Annotated in this window: 19 protein-coding genes and 1 tRNA gene; 14 read left to right on the forward strand and 6 right to left on the reverse strand. The window is 59.2% G+C overall.

Annotated elements, in window-relative coordinates:
• The first annotated feature begins 11 nt into the window (after window positions 1–11).
• On the forward strand, window positions 12–1,349 hold the full coding sequence (locus tag VWZ85_RS18670; protein ID WP_416537134.1) for a YeaH/YhbH family protein: 1,338 nt from the start codon (window positions 12–14) through the stop codon (window positions 1,347–1,349).
• Window positions 1,336–2,844, forward strand: coding sequence for a SpoVR family protein (locus VWZ85_RS18675; protein ID WP_416537135.1), 1,509 nt, complete (start codon window positions 1,336–1,338; stop codon window positions 2,842–2,844). Before VWZ85_RS18670 ends, VWZ85_RS18675 begins: the two co-directional genes overlap by 14 nt.
• A 26-nt stretch (window positions 2,845–2,870) precedes the next feature.
• Here the strand turns inward: VWZ85_RS18675 and VWZ85_RS18680 are convergent, their stop codons facing one another.
• Together VWZ85_RS18680 and VWZ85_RS18685 are read right to left on the reverse strand one after the other, a co-directional pair.
• A complete protein-coding gene (locus tag VWZ85_RS18680; protein WP_340544151.1) occupies window positions 2,871–3,536 on the reverse strand; it encodes a GntR family transcriptional regulator in 666 nt (221 codons plus the stop codon).
• Window positions 3,537–3,700: 164 nt separating this feature from the next.
• Entirely contained in the window at window positions 3,701–4,816 is a 1,116-nt protein-coding gene (locus VWZ85_RS18685; RefSeq protein ID WP_340544152.1) for an S-(hydroxymethyl)glutathione dehydrogenase/class III alcohol dehydrogenase, read from the reverse strand.
• Window positions 4,817–5,285: 469 nt separating this feature from the next.
• Between VWZ85_RS18685 and cueR the strand changes: the two genes are divergently transcribed.
• Entirely contained in the window at window positions 5,286–5,696 is a 411-nt protein-coding gene (gene cueR / locus VWZ85_RS18690; protein WP_340544153.1) for a Cu(I)-responsive transcriptional regulator, read from the forward strand.
• A 296-nt stretch (window positions 5,697–5,992) separates the two neighbouring features.
• Here the strand turns inward: cueR and VWZ85_RS18695 are convergent, their stop codons facing one another.
• Genes VWZ85_RS18695 through pcaC form a run of 4 tightly spaced genes read right to left on the reverse strand, consistent with a single transcriptional unit; the run spans window position 5,993 to window position 8,623 of the window.
• Window positions 5,993–6,829 carry a 3-keto-5-aminohexanoate cleavage protein gene (locus VWZ85_RS18695; RefSeq protein ID WP_416587416.1) on the reverse strand — a complete coding sequence of 279 codons (837 nt, stop codon included), beginning with the start codon at window positions 6,827–6,829 and terminating at the stop codon, window positions 5,993–5,995.
• Between the two features lie 9 nt (window positions 6,830–6,838).
• Window positions 6,839–7,486: a protocatechuate 3,4-dioxygenase subunit alpha gene (gene pcaG / locus VWZ85_RS18700; RefSeq protein WP_416587417.1), complete on the reverse strand. Its 648-nt coding sequence runs from the start codon at window positions 7,484–7,486 to the stop codon at window positions 6,839–6,841.
• The gene (gene pcaH, locus VWZ85_RS18705; protein ID WP_416587419.1) at window positions 7,486–8,211 is read right to left on the reverse strand and encodes a protocatechuate 3,4-dioxygenase subunit beta; all 726 of its coding nucleotides are present in this window, start codon (window positions 8,209–8,211) and stop codon (window positions 7,486–7,488) included. The genes pcaG and pcaH overlap by 1 nt, the downstream gene beginning before the upstream one ends.
• Window positions 8,198–8,623 (reverse strand): 4-carboxymuconolactone decarboxylase, encoded by a 426-nt coding sequence (gene pcaC, locus VWZ85_RS18710; protein ID WP_416587431.1) that lies wholly within the window; start codon window positions 8,621–8,623, stop codon window positions 8,198–8,200. The genes pcaH and pcaC overlap by 14 nt, the downstream gene beginning before the upstream one ends.
• An 86-nt stretch (window positions 8,624–8,709) precedes the next feature.
• On the opposite strand from pcaC, the gene pcaQ reads away from it, so the two are divergent.
• The 11 genes from pcaQ to VWZ85_RS18765 all read left to right on the forward strand — a co-directional run bounded on the left by pcaQ (window position 8,710) and on the right by VWZ85_RS18765 (window position 21,017).
• A complete protein-coding gene (gene pcaQ, locus VWZ85_RS18715; protein ID WP_416587421.1) occupies window positions 8,710–9,627 on the forward strand; it encodes a pca operon transcription factor PcaQ in 918 nt (305 codons plus the stop codon).
• Between the two features lie 234 nt (window positions 9,628–9,861).
• Window positions 9,862–10,737 (forward strand): branched-chain amino acid ABC transporter permease, encoded by an 876-nt coding sequence (locus tag VWZ85_RS18720; protein ID WP_340544161.1) that lies wholly within the window; start codon window positions 9,862–9,864, stop codon window positions 10,735–10,737.
• A gap of 4 nt (window positions 10,738–10,741) precedes the next feature.
• Window positions 10,742–11,827 carry a branched-chain amino acid ABC transporter permease gene (locus VWZ85_RS18725; RefSeq protein WP_260082436.1) on the forward strand — a complete coding sequence of 362 codons (1,086 nt, stop codon included), beginning with the start codon at window positions 10,742–10,744 and terminating at the stop codon, window positions 11,825–11,827.
• On the forward strand, window positions 11,824–12,591 hold the full coding sequence (locus VWZ85_RS18730; protein ID WP_340544166.1) for an ABC transporter ATP-binding protein: 768 nt from the start codon (window positions 11,824–11,826) through the stop codon (window positions 12,589–12,591). Before VWZ85_RS18725 ends, VWZ85_RS18730 begins: the two co-directional genes overlap by 4 nt.
• Window positions 12,591–13,364 (forward strand): ABC transporter ATP-binding protein, encoded by a 774-nt coding sequence (locus tag VWZ85_RS18735; RefSeq protein ID WP_416587423.1) that lies wholly within the window; start codon window positions 12,591–12,593, stop codon window positions 13,362–13,364. Before VWZ85_RS18730 ends, VWZ85_RS18735 begins: the two co-directional genes overlap by 1 nt.
• 31 nt (window positions 13,365–13,395) lie before the next feature.
• Window positions 13,396–15,339, forward strand: coding sequence for an AMP-dependent synthetase/ligase (locus tag VWZ85_RS18740; protein ID WP_416587425.1), 1,944 nt, complete (start codon window positions 13,396–13,398; stop codon window positions 15,337–15,339).
• A gap of 45 nt (window positions 15,340–15,384) precedes the next feature.
• A complete protein-coding gene (locus VWZ85_RS18745) occupies window positions 15,385–16,545 on the forward strand; it encodes an ABC transporter substrate-binding protein (protein WP_416536374.1) in 1,161 nt (386 codons plus the stop codon).
• A gap of 152 nt (window positions 16,546–16,697) precedes the next feature.
• Window positions 16,698–17,615, forward strand: coding sequence for an MBL fold metallo-hydrolase (locus VWZ85_RS18750; protein ID WP_416587427.1), 918 nt, complete (start codon window positions 16,698–16,700; stop codon window positions 17,613–17,615).
• A 395-nt stretch (window positions 17,616–18,010) separates the two neighbouring features.
• A complete protein-coding gene (locus tag VWZ85_RS18755) occupies window positions 18,011–19,675 on the forward strand; it encodes a tetratricopeptide repeat protein (RefSeq protein ID WP_340544173.1) in 1,665 nt (554 codons plus the stop codon).
• Between the two features lie 142 nt (window positions 19,676–19,817).
• Entirely contained in the window at window positions 19,818–20,813 is a 996-nt protein-coding gene (locus VWZ85_RS18760; RefSeq protein WP_416587429.1) for an NADPH:quinone reductase, read from the forward strand.
• Between the two features lie 129 nt (window positions 20,814–20,942).
• A tRNA-Gln gene (locus VWZ85_RS18765) sits at window positions 20,943–21,017 on the forward strand.
• Window positions 21,018–21,237 lie beyond the last annotated feature (220 nt).

Here is a 21,237-nt window from a genome sequence, read left to right on the forward strand (position 1 = left end):
GTGGGTGGCAGATGCATCACTTTATCGACAGGCGCGCCAATCCCAAGGGCAAGAGTTTGGGGAACCGGCAACGGTTCCTCGAACGCGCCCGCGAAAGCATCAAGGAGCGCGTGGACAGATCGGTCCGCGACAAATCGATCAAGGATGGTGGCGGTATTCCTGCCGAAGGTGAGAAGGTCACTATTCCCTCACGGGGTTTGAAAGAACCCCGGTTTCACCATTCCGCCAAGGGGGGGCGCCGCCGTCACGTGCTGCCCGGCAACAAGGATTTTGTTGTCGGCGACACGCTCAAGCGACCGCAGGGGGGCGCCGGAGAGGGGGGCAAACAGGCGTCCGAGGATGGCGATGGCGCGGATGAATTTTCCTTTACCCTGACGCGCGACGAATACCTTGAGATCCTGTTTGATGGTCTTGAGCTTCCAGATCTGGTCAAAAAAGCCTCTGTAGAGACTGAAACCATCGGGACACGCCGTGCCGGGCTGACCACTGCGGGCACGCCGAACAACCTCAACCTTGTGCGGACGATGCGCAATTCGCTGGGACGTCGGATCGCACTGCAACGCCCGACTGCCAAATCCATAGCCGAGCTGCAAAAACAGATCGAGGAGCTTCAGGCGCTGGCGGAACGCAGCACCGAACAGGAAGCCTATCTTGAAGAGCTGATCCTCCGGTTGGAGGCTCTGGAGCGCAAACGTCGCGTGGTGGGGTATATTGACCCGCTGGATCTGCGATATGACACCCACGTGCCGGAGAAGATCCGCAACTCCCGTGCGGTCGTGTTCTGCCTTATGGACGTCTCTGGCTCCATGCAGGAGCGGGAGAAGGATCTGGCCAAACGGTTCTTCCTGCTGCTGCATCTGTTCCTGGCGCGCAGCTATGAGCATACCGAACTGGTCTTTGTGCGTCACACCCATCACGCGCAGGAGGTTGATGAAGAAACCTTCTTCTATGCCCGCGAGACAGGCGGCACCATCGTGTCGACCGCGCTGGAGAAGATGAAGGAGATCGTTGCCGAACGCTACCCGCCGGATGAGTGGAACATCTACGGGGCGCAGGCCTCTGATGGGGAGAATTTCGGCAATGACTCGGCGCGTTGCAAGGCGCTGCTTCTGGAAGAGCTGCTGCCGGTCTGCCAGTACTACGCCTATGTCGAAATCGTCGATGAGAACGCCGAGATGCTGTTGAGCAATCCCGAGGCGGGTGAGGATCTCTGGCAGAACTACCGGCAGGTCAAGGCTCAGGTCCCGCATTTTGAGATGCAGCGTGTGTCGCAACCCTCCCATATCTATCCGATTTTCAGGGAGTTCTTCCTCCCCAAGGCAAAAGGGGCGCAGAATGCAGGCGGGTGATACTATCGCGAAGCCACTGTTCACGGGGCCGGAATGGACCTTTGAACTTCTGGAAGTTGCGCGGGACGCGATTGAGGATATTGCGCTGAATGATCTGGGGCTTGATGTATATCCGAACCAGATCGAGATCATCTCGGCCGAGCAGATGCTGGATGCCTATTCCTGCGTCGGTCTGCCGCTGATGTATCAGCACTGGTCATTCGGCAAGCATTTCGCCCGCGACGAGGCGCTGTATCGGACCGGGCGGCAGGGGCTGGCCTATGAGATCGTCATCAACTCAAACCCCTGTATCAGCTACAATATGGAAGAAAATACCATGGCCATGCAGACGCTGGTCATGGCCCATGCGGCCTTTGGGCATAATCATTTTTTCAAGAACAACTACCTGTTTCAGCAATGGACTGATGCGGCCGGCATTCACGACTATCTGGCCTTTGCCAAGAACTACATCGCCGCCTGCGAGGAGCGCTACGGGCTCAGCGCAGTAGAGGAGATCCTGGACGCGGCCCATGCGCTGCAATCGCAGGGGGTCTTTCGCTATGGCCGTCCGCCCAAACCCACCACCGAAGAACTGGCAGCGATGCAGAAGGTGCGTGAAGGTTATGAAAGCGGTCAGAGCGTTCTGGATATCTGGACCGATGCAACCATGGGTGGCGACAAGCTGGAGCAGATCAGGGACGAGCCCTATAGTGCCCGTCGCAAGCTGATGAATCTGCCGCAGGAAAACTTGCTGTATTTTCTGGAGAAACACAGCCCGGTTCTTGATCCGTGGCAATCTGAAATCCTGCGCATCGTGCGGATGCTGGCGCAGTATCTTTACCCCCAGAAACAGACCAAGGTTATGAATGAGGGCTGCGCGACCTTTGTGCATTATTACATTATCAACAAGCTGTTCGAGCAGGGCCGCCTGACCGAAGGCGCCTATATGGAGATGATGCACAGCCATACCAATGTGGTGCTCCAGCCGGAATATGACGACCCGCGGTATTCTGGCATCAATCCCTATGCGCTGGGCTTTGCGATGATGCAGGACATTCGCCGCATCTGCGAGAACCCGACCGATGAAGATCGCGAATGGTTTCCGGATTTCGCGGGTGATCCCGACTGGCGCCGGGTGATGCGGGATGCCTGGGCCAATTACCGCGATGAAAGTTTCATCCAGCAGTTCCTGTCGCCGCATCTCATCCGCAAGTTCAAACTGTTCACCCTCGCTGATGACGCCGAGCAGTCACATCTGGTGGTGAGCCAGATCCACAATCGCAGCGGCTATCGCTCGGTGCGGCGCGATCTCGCGCATTCCTACGATTTGGCCTATTTAGAGCCTGATATTCAGGTCACTGATGCCGATCTGAAAGGCGACCGCGAGCTTAAGCTGACCCATACGGTGCGCGACGGCATTCACCTGTCGGAGGATGACCGCGACGAGGTGTTGAAGCATCTGCGTCGCTTGTGGGGCTACGATGTCAGCCTTGAGGCGGTGGACGCCGGATCCTAGAGGTGCGGTAGGGCGGCAGTGCGGCGTTAGGGGATCTGCGCGCGTAGCTGATCCTCAAGCGAGGTTTTGGCAGCCAGAATATGCTCTGCTGTCAGCTGGGCCGCGAGATCGGCATCACCTGTTTCGCAAGCTGCCAGTATCGCGCGATGCTCCCTGCTGCTGCGGGCCATGCCGTCGCTCATGATAAGCTGCGCGCGAAGGTAGCGATCAATCCGGTCCATCGAGGTTTCGACGATCTCGACGTGATAGGGCAAGCCGCTGACGCTATAGAGCGTGCCGTGAAATTTTCGGTTCAGCGGCCCCCATTGCATTGGCGCATCGCAGGCGGCAAAGGCATCCAGATGCGCGCGCGCCTGTGCGAGGATGTCCATGGTCATGTTCGGGACGGCGGCGCGGATGATATCCGCTTCAAGCTTGGCGCGCAGGTCAAAGATTTCTGAGGCGTCCTGCATCGACAGGGTTGCGACCACGGCACCCTTGTAGCGCTGGGAGGTGACCAGCCCCTGCTGTTCCAAGCGGGCAATCGCCTCGCGGACGGGAAAGCGCGAGGTGTGAAAGGCCTTGGCGATTTCATCCTGCCGCAGGGGGGTTCCATCCGACAGCTCACCGGTGATGATCGCCTTGCGCAGGGTGCGAAAGATGATCGTCGCGGCGGATTCGGTCCGGGAGATGTCAACGGCTTGTAGTTTCAAGCAAGGTCCTCAACCAAAGCGGGGCAGGTGCCGGGCAATTATGCCTTTGGTTGACGCGGCTCGCCACCCCTTGCTGGCAGGACGTTCGCCGAATGCAGGCAGATGAAGTGCAAAAAAAACGCAGGCCCTGCGGCCTGCGTCATGATCTCGGGTATGCGGGTGGATCAGAATTCGACCACGGCGCGGATGGACTTTCCTTCGTGCATCAGTTCGAACCCATGGTTGATCTCGTCCAGCGACAGTTTATGTGTGATCATCGGGTCGATCTCGATCTTGCCGTCCATATACCAGTCCACGATCTTGGGCACGTCGGTACGCCCGGCGGCGCCGCCAAAGGCGGTGCCACGCCAGCTGCGGCCTGTGACCAGCTGGAACGGACGTGTCGAAATCTCGGCGCCTGCCGGAGCCACGCCGATGATGATGCTCTCACCCCAGCCTTTATGCGCCGCTTCAAGCGCGGTCCGCATGACCTGCACATTGCCCGTCGCGTCGAATGTGTAATCGGCGCCACCCTTGGTCAGCTCAACCAGATGCGCCACCAGATCGCCCTCTACCTCGGAGGGGTTTACGAAGTCGGTCATGCCGAATTTCTTGGCCATCTCAACCTTGCCGGGGTTGAGGTCGACGCCGACGATCTGATCCGCACCTGCCAGTCGCAGACCCTGGATCACGTTGAGTCCAATGCCGCCAAGGCCGAAGACAATCGCGCGCGACCCGATCTCGACCTTGGCGGTGTTGATCACCGCGCCGATGCCGGTGGTGACGCCGCATCCGATGTAGCAGACCTTGTCAAAGGGGGCGTCCTTGCGGATCTTGGCCAGGGCGATCTCAGGCACCACTGTGTGATTGGCAAAGGTCGAGCAGCCCATGTAATGGTGGATCGGTGTCCCATCCAGCATCGAGAAACGGGTGGATCCGTCCGGCAGCAGGCCCTGACCTTGGGTAGAGCGGATCGCCTGACACAGATTTGTCTTTGGGTTGAGGCAATACTCGCATTCGCGGCACTCGGGGGTGTAAAGCGGAATGACGTGATCGCCCACTTCAAGGCTGGTGACGCCTTCGCCAACTTCGATCACGACGCCTGCGCCCTCGTGGCCCAGGATGGCCGGGAAGATCCCTTCCGGGTCATCCCCGGAGCGGGTGAATTCATCCGTGTGGCAGAGGCCGGTTGCCTTGATTTCGACCAGCACCTCGCCCTTTTTCGGACCTTCGAGGTTCACTTCCATGATCTCAAGCGGTTTGCCCGGGGCAACGGCCACAGCGGCGCGAGTGCGTATCATTGCGAAATTCCTTTGTTCTGTCAGTGACGGCAGGCGCCAATTGCGCTGAGCGGCATATTGGCAGACCTATTGGGGGGGCGTAAACCATCGGCCGTCGCGGGATGTGTATTTCTTGCGCTACCACACTAGCGGCTTCGGCTGGCTGCGCCTCAGAAGAATACGACGAGGGCCTCTTCGTTCCCGTCACCTGCCGGTCCGGTGGGCGTAAGTATGGCCACATCATCTGTTCGAGAAACCTGCGCTATCTGCCCTTGACCTTCCCCTGACTGGAAGCCTCATATCTGCCGCAAAAGGGGATGATCAGATGTCGAAAGGGGTGAGCCATGGAACAGGCGCGTGTCAGAAAACTGAACGTTAAGGTGACCGGCGTCGGCAACAGCCTGGGCTTGCGTCGGATGAGTTCCGAAATAGATCCCTTAGGAAAGTTCCCAAACGCGCGAGGCGCGCAGCAATTGGCAGAGGTGCGACCATGAATATAGGCGATGTGGCGAACCGCTCCGGCCTACCGGCCAAGACCATTCGATACTATGAGGACATTGGGCTGATCAAACCGCGGCGCAGCGAAAACGGTTATCGCTGTTTTGCGGAGACCGACCTTCACAAGCTGGCGTTTCTGGGTCGTGCCCGCGCGCTTGGGTTTACGATCGAGGACTGCCGCACGCTTCTTGCGCTTTACGAGGATGAGAGCCGTGCCAGCGCAGATGTCAAACAACTGGCGCAGGAACATCTGGACAAGATCAACCTCAAGATCGCGGATCTGGAAGCGATGCGGGACACATTGTCGGAACTGGTCACCTGCTGTTCCGGCGATAATCGCCCGGACTGCCCGATATTGCGTGATCTGTCGCAGATCCCGGAGCAGCAAGACGTCGCGGATTGAGGAGGCTTGGCGGCATATCTCATGGCCAATGGGATGCGAGGGATGGTAACGCGCGGCGCATTCCAAGCCCTGTGCAACTCGGGAGGGTTAGGCAATCAGGCTACAGCAGCCGAGGGAGGAGCGGCTCTTGCTGCGAATGCGTCGCGCGCATCCTCGAAATAGGGTGCGATATGCGCGCAGACAAGGGGGTCAGGCCGGCTGACGCCGCGTCCGTTGGGTTGGGCATGAAACAGCCGAAAGAGGTGTCTTGGGTCGGCCTATTGCTGCGCTGACAGGTGATAGCCGGTCGCCCCGTTTCAGCCGTTGGCTGCGCGCAGGCCCAGAATGCTGCGGGCCTCATGAGCGGTAGCAACGGGTCGCCCGTAGCGTTCGCACAGATCCGCCGTCCGGCGCACCAGTGCGGCATTGGAGGGGGCAAGCGTATGCCGGTCCAGTCGCAGATTATCTTCCAGCCCGGTACGGGTGTGCCCGCCTGCCGCGATGGCCCATTCGTTGACCTCGATCTGTCCGGCTCCGATCCCGGCCGCGCACCACTGCGCATCCGGGGCAAGGCGCTGCATAGTCTTGACGTAGTAGTCAAACACATCACGATCCACCGGCATTGCATTCTTCACGCCCAGTACAAACTGGACGTAGAGTGGGGCCTTCAACCGGCCGTCACGCGACATCGCCACCGCCTGATGAATATGGGAGAGGTCAAAGGCCTCAATTTCCGGTTTCACGTCGTAGGCCTGCATCTGCGCAGCCAGCCAATCGACCAGATCCGGCGGGTTCTCGTAGACGCGGGTTGGAAAATTATTGGAGCCCACCGAGAGCGAAGCCATATCAGGCCGTAGAGACAGCATTCCGCCGCGTTCGCGACCAGCGCCGGAGCGGCCGCCGGTAGAGAGTTGGACAATCATGTCGGGACAGTGCCGCCGGATCCCATCCATCAGTTCAGCAAACCTGTCAGGATCGGAAGTTGGTGTTTGGTCGTCCTGGCGGACGTGGCAATGGGCGATGCTGGCACCGGCTTCATAGGCTTCCTGTGTGCTCTCTACCTGTTCGGAAACAGTGATCGGCACGGCCGGGTTATGGGCCTTGCGCGGCACAGAGCCGGTTATCGCGACGCAGATGATACAGGGATTGGTCATGATCAGCCCTCAGATATCGAAGAACACGGTTTCGTCCGGCCCTTGCAGGTGAATGTCAAAGCGATAGGTCACGGGTGCCTGCGCATCGTCCGCCCTGCCGTGATCCTGGCGGCGGGCGATCAGGGTTTTTTGCCGCTCGGTCTGCTCGATCAGCGCCATGATGGGATCGCTGGCGTTGGCCTCCGGCTCATCGTCGAAGTAGAGCCGGGTATTCAGCCCGATGTTGATGCCACGCGCCACGATCCAGAGGTTGATATGTGGTGCCATGGTCTTCCCGTCACGCCCGCAGACACCTCCCGGTTTCACGGTCTCGAACTGCCAGTCCCCGGTGTCGAAATCAGAAATCGCCCGGCCCCAGCCACGAAAACCGGGTTCGACCTGCCCGCGCGCATCATCGGATGTTGGAGTCTCCGGATGCGGATAGCGCCCGTCGGCATTGGCCTGCCAGACCTCGATCAAAACGTCCTTCAGAGCTGCGCCGGTGCCATCGAAGACCCGGCCTTGAACCCGAATGCGCTGGCCCCTGGCATTAGGCCCGGCGATATCCTGACCCAGCTCGGCCGCATAGATTTCAAACCCGGCGGCACCGGGCGCTAGGCCGATATGCACATAGGGGCCTGCGGTCTGAGACGGGGTTTCCTTCAGTGGCGGCACCATCAGTTCCCCTCCGGCCGGTTTTCAAACAGGGTAGAGCGACGCCCGCGCAGCACGATATCAAAGCGGTAGGCAATCATGTCGAACGGCAGCGTCTCGTTCATGTCGAGCCGCGCAATCAGTTGCTGAACGGCGGCGCGATCGGGGATGGTGCTAACGATAGGGCAGCGGGCAATCAGCGGATCGCCCTCGAAGTAGAGCTGGGTGATCAGCCGCTGCGCAAAGGCGCGGCCAAACACCGAAACGTGTATATGTGCAGGCCGCCAGTCGTTTATGCCATTGCGCCAGGGGTAGGCCCCTGGTTTCACTGTGCGAAAGGCATAGGCGCCCTGATCATCGGTCAGAACACGACCGCAGCCGCCAAAATTGGGGTCCAATGCACCCAGATAACCGTCCTTTTTATGGCGGTAGCGGCCCGAGGCATTGGCTTGCCAGATCTCGACCAGTGTATTGGGAACGGGACGTGCGTTTTCGTCCAGAACACGCCCATGCAGCAATATGCGCTCGCCGATCGGACTGCCGCCATCGTGGGCGAAATTGGTCAGAAGGTCATTGTCTCCGGGCGCGATATCGCTGGGCGCAAACGTCGGGCCGGTGATTTCGCTGGCAGTGTTTTCGAGGCTGAGCAGCGGCAATCGCGGGGATCGGCTGACCGAGGTTTTGTAGTCCGGCGTGAAGGCAGGAGGGTGCCAGCGGCGGTCGCGGGTAAAATAATCAGGGGGCGTCACAGCTGTCTCCTGCGGGGGTGGCGTCGCCTCGTTCTTCGGCGGCCATTTCGGCATAGGCCCTCTTGGCGAGCTTCAGCGCATGATTGGCGCGCGGCACCCCCGCGTAGATGGCAACATGTTGGAAAACTTCAGCAATATCTTCGGGTGTTGCGCCGGTATTTGCGGTTGCGCGGATGTGCATCGGGATCTCATCGAAATTGCCGAGCGCCGCAAGAAGGGCCAGCGTCAGCATCGAGCGTTCGCGTCGGCTGATCTGCTCAGAGGCCCAGACTGTCCCCCAGGCTGCTTCGGTAATCAGGGATTGGAAAGGCGCATCCAGCGCTGTTGTCGCAGCATCTGCGCGGGCCACATGGGCTTCGCCCAATACCTCGCGACGAACCTTCATCCCTGCGTCATACTGCGGCTTGTGCATATGCTCCTCCATGGATTATCCCTTATCTCATATCGTAAATGGTCTGTATAATCCCCTTGTGTGGATATTTTTATGTCGAAAATGATATGCGCCTTTCATCTCAGCTGAAGCTCCGCCATCTGGAGGTCTTTGTCGAGGTTGCCAGAAAGATGAGCGTGACCCAAGCGGCGGAGCGCCTGGGCATGACCCAGCCGGCAGTGACGCGGGCGCTGCGCGAATTGGAAGCCGTCTGCGATAAACCTTTGGTCGAGAAACACGGTCGCGGCATTCGACTCTCCAGCTATGGTGAGACGTTCAGGGACTATGCGGGGCGCAGTCTGGCCCTTACACGCGACGGTGTCGAATTGCTACGTGGGCTGGACGAGGCCGCAGGATCCAAGGTGGCGATTGGGGCTTTGCCGACGGTCTCGGCAACCGTTGTCCCGGAGGCGCTGGCCAATATCTGGACGCAGGGCGCGCGCAACCGGTTTTCCGTCATGTCGGGAGACAATCAGCATCTGCTGGATCTGTTGCGGCGCGGAGAGCTGGATGTGGTCGTAGGGCGACTACCGGCACCCGAAAATATGGTGGGCCTGGATTTCGATCCGCTGTTCCGTGAGCGGGTAACAGTGGTCGTCGCACCGGGCCATCCGCTGACGGAGCTGGCACCGCAGGATCTCTCCTATGCGCTGTTCGGCGCGTTTCCGATTTTGATGCCGCCGCCGAAGTCAATTATTCGCCCTTCGGTTGAACGCATGTTCCTGGAACAGGGCATTTCGATGCCTGACGCCGCCATTGAAACAGTCTCGTCGACGTTTGGGCGCCAGTTCACATTGGCACATCAGGCGGTCTGGATCATCAGCCATGGGGTGGTGAAATCTGACCTCGCCAGCGGCGCCCTGGTAGAGCTGCCGCTGGACACTGACAGCACCCTTGGGCCGGTCGGGCTCTGCCTGCGGAGTGAGCACCGCTTGTCGGCAGCGGCCGCGAGATTCTGCGCTGCGCTAAAGAGCGTCTGCGGCTGACTGGTCACCTCGCGCACCGTTCCGGCCCAAGATTGCGCCGCGAATGATAGAGGCATTTTTCGAATGCGGTAGCCTGTTTTTCTGGCGCTGACGCAGTGTCGCGCGGATTGACAGGTGAATTTCAACCTCTCTACTCTGGGTTTAATCGCAGCCGCGTTTTGGCTTGAGGAGGTCTGAAACGCATAGGACCTGCGCAAAAAGAAAAGCCGCCTTGAACGGGTGGGGGAGGACAATTTGGACGGAGTGCAGCTGCTGGTCAGCGGGCTCGCGAACGGCTGTGTTTACGGTCTGATCGCGCTTGGCTTCGTGTTGATCTACAAGGCGACCGAGGCGGTCAATTTCGCTCAGGGCGATTTCATGATGCTTGGCGCCTTCGTTACGCTGGGACTGACCAATGCTGAATATCTGGACTTACCCTTCTGGGTCGCGGCACCGCTGTCGATCGCAATCATGGCCGGGCTTGGGTATCTGCTTGACCTGCTGATCCTGCGTCATCTCTTTGGGCAGAACCAGACGGCGGTTGTCATCCTGACGATCGCGCTGGGCTTTGTCATTCGCTTCTTTGCCGGTGCGATCTGGGGCCATGAGCCACAGACGCTTGAGAGTCCGCTGGCGCTGGGAGATGTACAGCTTGCCGGCGTCGTTCTGGGGCTGGCCGATATAGCGGTGATTGTTGTCACGGTGCTGTTGACCTGGTCGCTCTACCAGTTTTTTCAGCGCACCAAGCTGGGTCTGGCCATGCAGGCGGCCAGCCAAAACCAGATGGCGGCCTATTTCATGGGCATTCCGGTCAGGCGGGTGCAGGGGCTCATCTGGGGGCTCTCGGGAGCGACGGCGGCTGTTGCGGGCATCCTCTTTGCGTCGAAGGGCGCGATTGATCCAAATGCCGGGCTGCTGGGCATCAAGGCCTTTGCTGCGGCGGTGATCGGTGGCTTCGGCTCGCTTCCGGGTGCCTTGGCGGGCGGGTTGATCGTCGGCGTGATCGAACCTTTTGCCGCGCGTTACCTGGCGGCTGGCTATTCGCAGATTGCCCCTTACGTGCTGTTGCTGGCGGTGCTGGTCTTCCGTCCGCATGGTCTGTTCAGCCAAGTGCGCACAAAGAAGGTATAAGGCGATGCGGATTCAGTTCAAAACCAGCTACGACCACGACATCCGCCTGTTTCCTGACCGTCATAGCCTGCTGGTTTATGGTGCGTTGATTGTGCTGGCGCTGGCTTTGCCACTGCTGATCAACGAATTCTACATCGGCGAGGTCACCAATGTTCTGATCTGGGCGATTGCCGGGCTGGGGCTGATGCTGCTGACCGGCCAGACGGGACAGGCCAGCCTTGGCCATGCTGCGTTTCTGGCGATTGGCTGCTATGCCAATACCATCCTGATTGAACAGGGGGTGCCCTTTGTTCTGGCGTTCCCGCTGGCAGGGGTCCTGACCGGGGTTGTTGGGGCCATCATCGCCATTCCGGCCCTGCGATTGCACGGGATCTATCTGGCGATTGCTACCATTGCCCTGTCGATCCTGGCCGATGACATCATCGTTCTGCTTGAACCCTGGACCGGTGGTGTGTCGGGCAAATTTCCTGACGTGATCCGTTTATTTGGGATCGAGATTGAACGCTGGACCATGCCGGTGCGCTTTTACTATCTGGTTCTTGGTGTCACGGTGATTTCAACGCTGTTTTACCGCAATCTTTTACGGTCACCGCTTGGCCGGGCCTTTGCAGCGGTGCGCGACAGTGAAGTCAGCGCCACCGCGATGGGCGTACATATCGCCCGGACCAAGGCAACCGCCTTTGGGCTGAGCTGCATGATCACCGGTTGGGCCGGGGCGCTGATGGGCTATTACGCCGGTGCCTTTAACAATGAGACCTTCTCTCTGGTGATCTCGATTACGCTGCTGATGATGATCGTGATTGGCGGGCTGGGATCAATACATGGCGCGTTTTTTGGCGCGGTGGTGGTCGCCTTTCTGCCGCAGGGGCTGTCGATCCTGAAAGACAGCGTGCTGGGCAGCGGGGTTGCCATTCCGGGTCTGGAAACCGGCGTCTTTGGCATGATCCTGATCCTGTTCATTCTGTTTGAGCCGATGGGCCTCTATGGACGCTGGCTGAAGATTCGCATCTGGTTCGAGCTGTTCCCCTTCGCACGCAAGGATATGTTCCGGCGTCAGAAATCCTATCTCAAGACGGAGCGCCTCAGATGAGCCTGTTGGAGATTGAACATGCCACGTTGAAATTCGGTGGCGTTGTGGCGGTGAATGATCTCAGCTTCTCGGTTGAGGAAGGTGAGGTCTATGCCATCGTCGGGCCAAATGGGGCGGGGAAGTCCACCGTATTCAACCTGATTTCCAGGTTCTACCAACCACATTCCGGCCAGTTCCGCTTTGATGGGCGTGACCTGTTGCAGTGCAACGCGGATGCGGTGGCGGATCTGGGCATTGCGCGGACGTTTCAGAATATCGAGTTGTTCGATCATGCGACGGTGCTGCAGAACCTGCTGGTCGGTCGGCATCGTCATCGGCGCACCACCCTGATCGAAGAGCTGTTTTTTGCGCCACGTGTCCGGCGCGAGGAACGGTTGCACCGGGCTGCTGTTGAGGAGGTCATCGATTTCCTGGATCTGCAAGCCTACCGCAACAAGATGATTGCCGGGTTGCCCTATGGCATCCGCAAGGTTGTTGAGCTTGGCCGTGCATTGGCCTCGGGGCCGCGGCTTTTGCTGCTGGATGAACCCGCCTCCGGCCTGTCGGTGGAGGAAACCCAGGATATGCGCTGGTGGATCGACGATATCCGCAAACAGATGGGGATCACTGTCCTGATGGTGGAACACGACATGGGTCTGGTGTCCAGCGTGTCGGACCGGGTTCTGGCCCTCGCCGATGGCGCGAAACTGGCCGAAGGCACCCCGGCTGAAGTGCAGGCCGACCCGGCTGTTATCGAAGCCTATCTGGGCGCGGGGGCGGTGTGATGGGCGCGGCCTTGCTGGACATTCGCAATCTTGAGAGTTTCTACGGGCCGATCATGGCCATTCGCGGTGTTTCGCTATCGGTTCAGGCCGGGCAGATCGTCACGGTTCTGGGCGCCAATGGCGCTGGAAAATCTACCCTGCTGAAGACGATTTCGGGTATCATGGATCCTGAGAAGGGCACGGTCAGCTTCGACGGCGAAGAAATCCAAGGTGAGGAACCGCATCGGATCGTCCGCCGGGGCATCGTACATGTGCCCGAGGGGCGCGAGGTCTTTCCGTTGCTCAGCGTTGACGAAAACCTGACCCTCGGGGCCTATCCCCGCCGTGATCAGGCTGAGATCGAGCGCGACCGTCAGATGGTGTTTGACTATTTCCCCATCCTGGCTGAGCGGCGCCATCAGGAGGCTGGCACACTGTCAGGCGGTCAGCAGCAGATGCTGGCGATCGGGCGTGGGTTGATGCTCCGTCCGCGCATCATGCTTCTGGATGAACCAAGCCTTGGCCTGTCGCCACTGCTGGTACAGGAAATCTTTGGCATCCTGAAGCGGCTGAACCGCGATGAGGGGGTGACCATGATGCTGGTGGAACAGAACGCGCGGATCGCGCTGGAGTTGGCGCATGTCGGCTATGTCATGGAAATCGGGCGTATCGTCATGGATGGCAGCGCCGACCGGCTGATGGACAGCGAGGATATCAAAGCGTTTTACCTCGGCCATCAGGAGGCCGGGCAGCGCAGCGAGAAACGCTGGAAGCGCAAGAAGACATGGCGCTGATCGGCGCGACTGAGATCAACTAGGGACCTGAATGGATGCGAGGACAGCGGTGACACAGACAGCGTCGGCGGCAGACATAACAACACAGGCGGGCGGCGATGCGGCCCCGCTTCCTCAGGTTGAACTGAACGGCGCCAGCTACAATGCCACGCCGGGGCAGCGGCCCGTCATGGTCGATGGCTGCGATACCGTGGCAAAACTGTTTTCGCTGCGCTGTCATCAACTGGGTAAACGGACCGCTCATCGCGAAAAGGATATGGGCATCTGGAAGGCCTATTCCTGGCAGGACTACTGGGACCATGCGGAAAAGATCGGCCTGGGCCTGATGGCGCTGGGGCTCGAGCGAGGTGAAGTTGTTTCGATCCTGAGCGAAGACCGCAAGGAATGGCTCTATCTCGATATGGGCATCCAGGGCGCCGGGGCCATTGCGTCTGGCGTCTATACGACAGATTCCGCCCAGCAGCTGGCCTATTTGATCAATGACAGCGGCAGCCGGTTTCTGGTGGTGGAAAACGACGAGCAGCTGGACAAGTTCCTGGAGATCGAAGCCGAGGTCCCGCATCTGCGCTGGGTTATCATTCTGGAGCGCGACGGACTGCATGATCTGGAGCATGACAGATGCCTGTTTCTCGATCAGCTTTATGATCAGGGCGCGGCCTTCAAGATGGCAAATCCAACCGCTTTCGAGGACGCGGTGGCCCGGTCGCGGCCAGATGAAACCGCGCTGCTGATCTATACGTCGGGCACCACTGGCCTGCCCAAGGGCGCCATGTTGAGTCACGAGAACATCCTCGCGACGATGGAGTCAGGCGCGCGTGCACTGGAATGCTACGCCACGGATGAGCAGCTCTGTTTCCTACCGCTCTGCCACATCCTTGAGCGCAACGTCTCCGTCTACCTGCCAATGGCGGCCGGCAGTACGGTGAATTTCGCCGAAAGCCCGGAAACCGTTTTCGACAATATGCAGGAAGTGTCGCCGGCCACCTTCTTTGCGGTGCCGCGTGTCTGGGAAAAAGTCTATTCCCGCGTTCTGGTCCTGGCGCAGGAGGCGACCTGGCTGGGGCGCTGGGCCTTTGGTCGGGCGGTCGCTGCGGGGGCTGCGCGGGCCGAGTATGTGCTGGCCGCAAAACCCGTCCCTGCGGGTATCGCCCTGCGCTATCGGATCTGGGATATGCTGGTTCTGCGTAATCTGCGCCGAATGCTCGGGCTGGACCGGCTGCGCCGGGGCGGCACCGGGGCGGCACCGATTTCGCCTGAATTGCTGCGTTGGTATTGGTCGATTGGCGTGCCGCTGATCGAGGGCTACGGAATGACCGAAAACGCAGGACTTACCGCGGCAAACCGGGTGTTGTCGCATCGGCCGGGCACTGTTGGCCAGGCCGTGCCGGGCGTTGATATTCGTATCGCGGCGGATGGGGAAATTCAGCTCTGGGGGCTCAACAATTTCCAGGGATATTGGCGCAAGCCTGAAAAAACGGCTGAGACCTATACCGAGGATGGCTGGCTGCGCACTGGCGATGTCGGGCGGCTGGACGAAGATGGGTTCCTGACCATCACCGGGCGGATCAAGGACATCATTATCACCGCTGGCGGCAAGAATATTACACCGGCTGAAATCGAAAGCCGGTTAAAGTTCAGCCACTATATTTCAGACGCAGTGGTGATCGGTGACCGGCGCAAATTCCTGACCTGCCTGATCATGATTGATCAGGAAAACGTCGAGAAATTTGCGCAGGATCGGAAAATCCCGTTTAGTGATTTTGCCTCGCTCTGTGCTGCGGAACCGGTGGTTGATCTGATCCGGAGTGAGGTCGATGCGGTCAACCGTGATTTCGCGCGTGTCGAGCAGATCAAGGATTTCCGTCTGATCAACGTTCTGCTCACGGCCGAGGATGACGAGCTGACCGCGACCATGAAGTTGAAACGTGGGCTGGTGGAGAAAAAGCACAAGAACCTGATCGACCAGATGTACTGACAAACAGGCGCATCCGCGCCGGGGGACACAAGGGAGTAAGCGCAGATGAAGAGATGGACAGCGGGCTTTATCGGGGCCGCACTGGCGGCGGGGCTTGCGCCTCAGGCGATGGCGCAGACCCAAGGAGTGAGCGACAGTGAAATTGTGCTCGGCTCGGTCAATGACCTGAGTGGAATATTTGCCGCTGTTGGTGTGCCGGCCGTAAATGGCGCCAATTTGCGGTTTGACGAGGCCAATGCCAATGGCGGCATTCACGGCCGCCAAATTCGTTTCGTGGTCGAAGACAATGGCTATCAGATTCCGCGGGCCATGCAGGGCTACAATAAGCTTCTGAATCGCGATCAGGTCTTTGCAATGCTCCTGTCGTTGGGAACACCCATGAATATCGCAGGGTTCAAATTGCTGGATCCGAAAGGCATTCCCAATATCAGCCCGCTGACCGCTGCGCGTCAGATGTTGCAGGAGCCGATCGACAATAAGTTCATCGGGTTTTCCAGCTATTACGATCAGGTCCGCGCCGGTGTGACCTATCTGGCGGAAGAATTCGATGCGAAAGAAGTCTGCTCGATGTATATCCCGTCGGATTTCGGCAAGGAGATCAAGGAGGGTAGCCAGGATGTTGCTGCCGAACTAGGGCTGAGTTTCGCTGCCGAGACGACCCATAAGCCGGATGAGCTGGACTTCGTCGGTTCGCTGACGAAGCTGAAGTCCGAAGGATGCGATATCATCACCATGGCGCTTGGCGTGCGGCAGGGGATTACCGTGGTTGGCACTGCCAAGAAGCTGGGCTGGACTGAGGCGAAATTCCTCAACACCTCCGCCGGTTTTCTTGAGGTGGTGGCGGCGGTGCCCGGCGGCGTAACGGAGGGTCTCTATGCTGCGGCTGGCTGGGCTGACCTGATCGCGCGGGCTGAAGACGACGTTCCGGCGAAGTTTATGGCGGATTACGAAGCAAAGTTCGGCCAGCCCGCCGGTGGCTTTGCCATGCTCGGGTATAGTGCAGCCAATACCGTGGTGAATGCGCTGGAGGCCGCAGGCCCCGATCTGACTCATGAAAGCTTTATCAAGGGGATGGAAAGCCTCGATTTCTTTGATGCCTTGACCGATACCCAGATCACCTATGGGCCGGATGACCATAGGGGCGCCGATGTCATTGTCATCTCGGTGGTAGAGAATGGCGTCTGGAAAGAGCTGAGCCGGAAATAGGCGACCGCCTCGAAAACAAAAGGGAAAAAGCCGACAGGTTTCTATCTGTCGGTTTTTGCTATTCTTCGGTCAGGCCCTCTATCCGGCGTATTGGGCTTCATTTTATGCACATATTTGAATATTATTACTCTTGCGGAAGAGGGAGTTGAACCATGGCAGTAACAAGACGGCATTTTGTGCAGGGGTTGGGGGCCGGGCTCGCGCTGGTGCCCTTCGGGCGTGTTTGGGCGGAAACCAGAGTGTCGCTCGGCGCAGCGGAGCTGCTCAGCCTCTCAGATGGCCGAATGCAGTTGCCACCCTCTTTTCTGTATGGGGATCTGGAGCCATCTGCGCTTGCGCGTGTCCTTGCGGAGCATGGGATTTCTCCTGATGAGCCGCTCACACCGGAGGTGAATGTCACGCTGTTGCGCGACAAGGATCACATCATTCTGTTTGATACCGGTGCGGGGCCCGCCTTTCAGGATGGGACTGGACAGCTGCCCGATGCGCTAGCTGCCGTGGGGATCAGCCCGGAGGATGTCACGCATGTGGTGTTCACGCACTGCCATCCTGACCATCTCTGGGGCGTTCTGGATGATTTCGACGAACCGCTCTTTAGCAACGCTCAACATATGATGGGGCGCAAGGAATGGGACTACTGGTTTGATCCTGCAACCGTGGGGTCAATCGGCGCGGCGCGTGAGTCCATGGCGGTTGGCGCACGCCGACGTCTGGAGATCCTTGCCGATGGTATCACCCTGTTCGATGATGGCGCCGAGATTTTGCCGGGTGTTGCTGCACACGCGACCTTTGGCCATTCACCCGGCCATATGTCGTTTGAAATTTCAGGTGGGACGGATAACGTGATGGTGCTGGGTGATGCGATCACCAATGCACATGTCAGCTTCTCCGAGCCGGGCTGGGAAATCGCATCCGATCAACTCCCGGCCGCCGCGGCCAGGGTGCGGCAAAAGCTGTTGCAGCGGCTGTCATCTGAGCAGCTGATGGTTGTAGGGTATCACCTACCGAATGGTGGCGTGGGTCGTGTCGATACTGTCGGCAGCGGGTATCGGTTTATATCTGAAAATTAATCAAAACAATCATAGGGTGCATTTTTTCACATCCGTATCCGGCCTCCCGATCAATGACTGTTAGAGAACGGCGTCGGATGTGACGGCTATTCCGCCTGCGCGGCTCGGCTGTCCTGACACCGGATGTGCAGTTTCTCCATCTGGAGGAGACAATATATTGCGGCTGTCGTCTCATTCAGCCGTGGTCAATAGCTGGATTCCGATCAGTGGTTTGGATGCTGGAGGGAATACTCCACAAGTGTGCGTTATCCAAACATACTGAAATCCTTTAGGTTGTATTATTTGTGGTGACTTTTATTGATTCTTGTGAGATGGTTAATGGGTGGGTAATCAATTCGGTCGGAGTTGGGGTTTATAGGTTCCGGTTGTATTGCTAGAGGTAATGGGTTTGGGATATGGAAAATAAACTTAGAATTCGCCATTTTGGCGCGTTTGGAGTTTTTCTGCCCGACGGAGACAGTCTTCTCCTCGGCTCAAAGCACCAAGCACTGTTGGCACTTTTGTCTACTGCAGAAGGCGGTGTGCGAACACGAGCGTTTTTGGAGCGTACCCTGTGGAGTCTGGCCCAGCCAGAGCAGGCGAAGGCCAGTTTGCGAACCGCGCTCTCGACTCTCCGTCGGCATCTTGGAAGCGAATGTGCGTCCTTTCTGTCCGCCAATCGAGAGCGCGTGGTCCTGGATCTGTCGAAAATCGAAGTAGATGCAGACCCTGCCAAGGGCGATTTCATGGAAGGCTTTGAGCTGCCGCATGAAACGACATTTGCGGTCTGGTTGGAACAGCAGCGCAATGAGTTGACGCGCGCCGATGCCCGCAATCGGGCCGCCACGGGCATGCTGCGTGACTACAGCCGCGCCGTATTGGACAGCCTGTTGCCGCCGATCGCCGTTCTGCCGTTTGTGCACCGCGCGCCGGGGGATGCAAAATCTCCGCTTGGGGCATTGCTCTCGGAGGAGTTGGTGCGCCACCTGTCGCGCAGCCATGCCTTTTGCGTCACGTCATATCTGGCGTCGCGGCAGTTCGATCCGCATCAGATCCGCCCTAGCGAAGTCTATTCGATGGCGGGTGCCAGCTATCTTGTATCGGGGACCGTCAATGTTACGGGCCAGACCTACCGTTTGCAGGTTGACCTGCATGACGCCGAGCGGGAGCGGGTCATCTGGTCGCGAGACTTCACCGAGACCCTCGCGATGCTGACCAATGGGTGCAGCATGGCCTTGCGAGATGTTACCGCACAGATCGGCTGGACCGTGGTCGGTGAAGCGGTGCGTTTGGTTGGCTTCAGGCCGCTGTCCAAACACGATAGTCATACCTTGCTGATGGCGGCGATCGCGCTGATGCAGGACATGCAGATGCCGCAGTTCAACCAGGCGCAGGAAATCCTCGCAGTCCTGCTGGAACGTGAAGTGCAGCACCCGGTTGCCCTGACGTGGATGGCGATGTGGCATGTGATGCGCGTGCAGAAAGGCTTCTCAACGGATCGTCAGCTTGACGCGCATCTCGCCAACCAGCTGGTGGCAGCGGCACTTGCCCAGGATCCGACGTTCTCTCTGGCACTGACGGTGCGGGGGCTGATCGCCAGCCACCTGATGTTCCGGTTCGATCTGGCGCAGGATTCCTATGACCTCGCACTGAAGGACAATCCGAACGAAGCATTGGCATTGCTGCTGAAGGGCACAACCCTTGCCTATCAGAACCAGCCGGAGGATGCGGTAAGGCTGACGGATGCCGCACGGCGGCTCTCTCCGCTGGGACCGCAGCGCTATTACTTCGATTCATATTCAGCGACGGCCAATCTGGGCGCGCAGAATTACGAGCGTGCAGTCAACCTGGCAGACCGGTCCTTGCAGGCCAACCCGACCTTCCCGGCAACGTTACGGACCAAAGCCATCGCCCTGCAGGCATTGGGGCAATCGGACAAGGCGCGGGATGTCGTGAAATCGCTACTCACCGTGCAGCCGGGGTTCAACATTGCACGTTACGAAAAAGATCACGCGGCATCCAATGCCCCCTTCGGCAAGGATTGGAGCAAGGCGCTGCGGTCCGCGGGTGTGCCTGCCTGAGCGGTAAAAATCCATCGGGCGGACCATCGACCGGGTGAGAGCGGTGGAGACGCGGGGGCTTGCAGGCCTGCCGTGTCTTCGCTCATCTACGGGGGCAGTAGAGGGTGTGCATCGCGCTCGCCAGTACGAAGAGGTCCCTATCATGAAGGCAGTCACCTATCGCGCGTTTGGAGCGGCAGAAACCGTCCTGCAGCTGGAAGACCTGCCCGATATCGCACCGGGGCCAGGTGAGCTGCGTGTGGAACTGACCTATTCCGGCGTAAACCCCTCTGACGTGAAGGCGAGGGCCGGCGCCCGCGCCGGAGTGACTGAGCTGCCCTATCCGGTGATCATTCCCCATAGTGACGGGTCGGGCGTGATTGCGGAGGTCGGCGAGGGTGTCGATCCGGCGCGTATCGGGGAGGCCGTCTGGATCTGGAACGGTCAGTGGCAGCGGCCGTTCGGGACCGCCGCCACCTCCATAACGCTGCCGGCTGAGCAGGCTGTTCCGCTGCCGGAAGGGCTTGACCTGAAACAGGGCGCGGCTCTGGGGATCCCGGCGCTAACGGCTGCTCATGCGGTGTTCTCGGGTGGGGATGTCACCGATCGAACGGTGCTCGTTCAGGGCGGTGCCGGCACCGTTGGTCTATTGGCCGTGCAGCTGGCCAGATGGGGCGGGGCGCGGGTGATCGCGACCTGCGCATCTCACGCGGCGGACCGGGTCCGGCAGGCCGGAGCTGACGCCACCCTGGCCTATGCCGACGGGGACCTGGCAGAGCAGATCCTGGCGGCAAATGATGGTCGCCCCGTCGAACATATCGTCGAGGTTGAGTTTGGTGCGAACTGTGCCGTCGACACCGAGGTCATTGCACCAAATGGTCGGATAACGGCCTATGGGTCGGCGCAGCAGATGACACCGCAGCTACCGTTCTACCCGTTGATGTTCAAATCGGTGACGCTGGAGATGATGCTGGTCTATCTGCTGCCGCCCGTGGCCCGTCGTGCAGCGATCAAACGTATCGAACATGCGGCAGCCGCTGGGGCGTTGCATCTGCCCATCGCTGAGGTTTTCGATCTGGTCGACACCGCCAAGGCGCATCACGCCGTCGAACGGGGGCATCGCGCCGGCTCCATCCTTGTAAGGACCGGAAGAGATTGAGAAACCCAGCACCAGAGCTGAGTATTTCCGGGGCAGAACAGACCAGCAAAGGGAAGCATGAAAACTGCATTTTTTTCCAAAAACCCTCTTGCACCTGCTGAAATCTGGCATTAGACACCCGCTCACCGATGGGGTGTGGCCAAGTGGTAAGGCAACAGTTTTTGGTACTGAAGATCGTAGGTTCGAATCCTACCACCCCAGCCATCGGCCTTCTGAACATCGTAGCAAGAGCGGGAACGCCACAGAGGCAGCAAACTGCCCCTAGGAATGCCCCTGCGTCGCACTGGCCTGCTTCGGCCTTGTAGGGGGCTCTTTGAAGCTACCTGCTTGTTGATTGTCACTGAGAACTGACCCGGTATCCCCATAAATTGTCACTGAGAATTGACCCATGTGAACACACTTCCCCGACGGTTTTGGTTGGGGG

Origin of the sequence: Phaeobacter sp. JH20_29, from assembly GCF_048056175.1 — a bacterium.
In the GTDB taxonomy this organism is placed as follows: Bacteria; Pseudomonadota; Alphaproteobacteria; order Rhodobacterales; family Rhodobacteraceae; genus Phaeobacter; species Phaeobacter bryozoorum.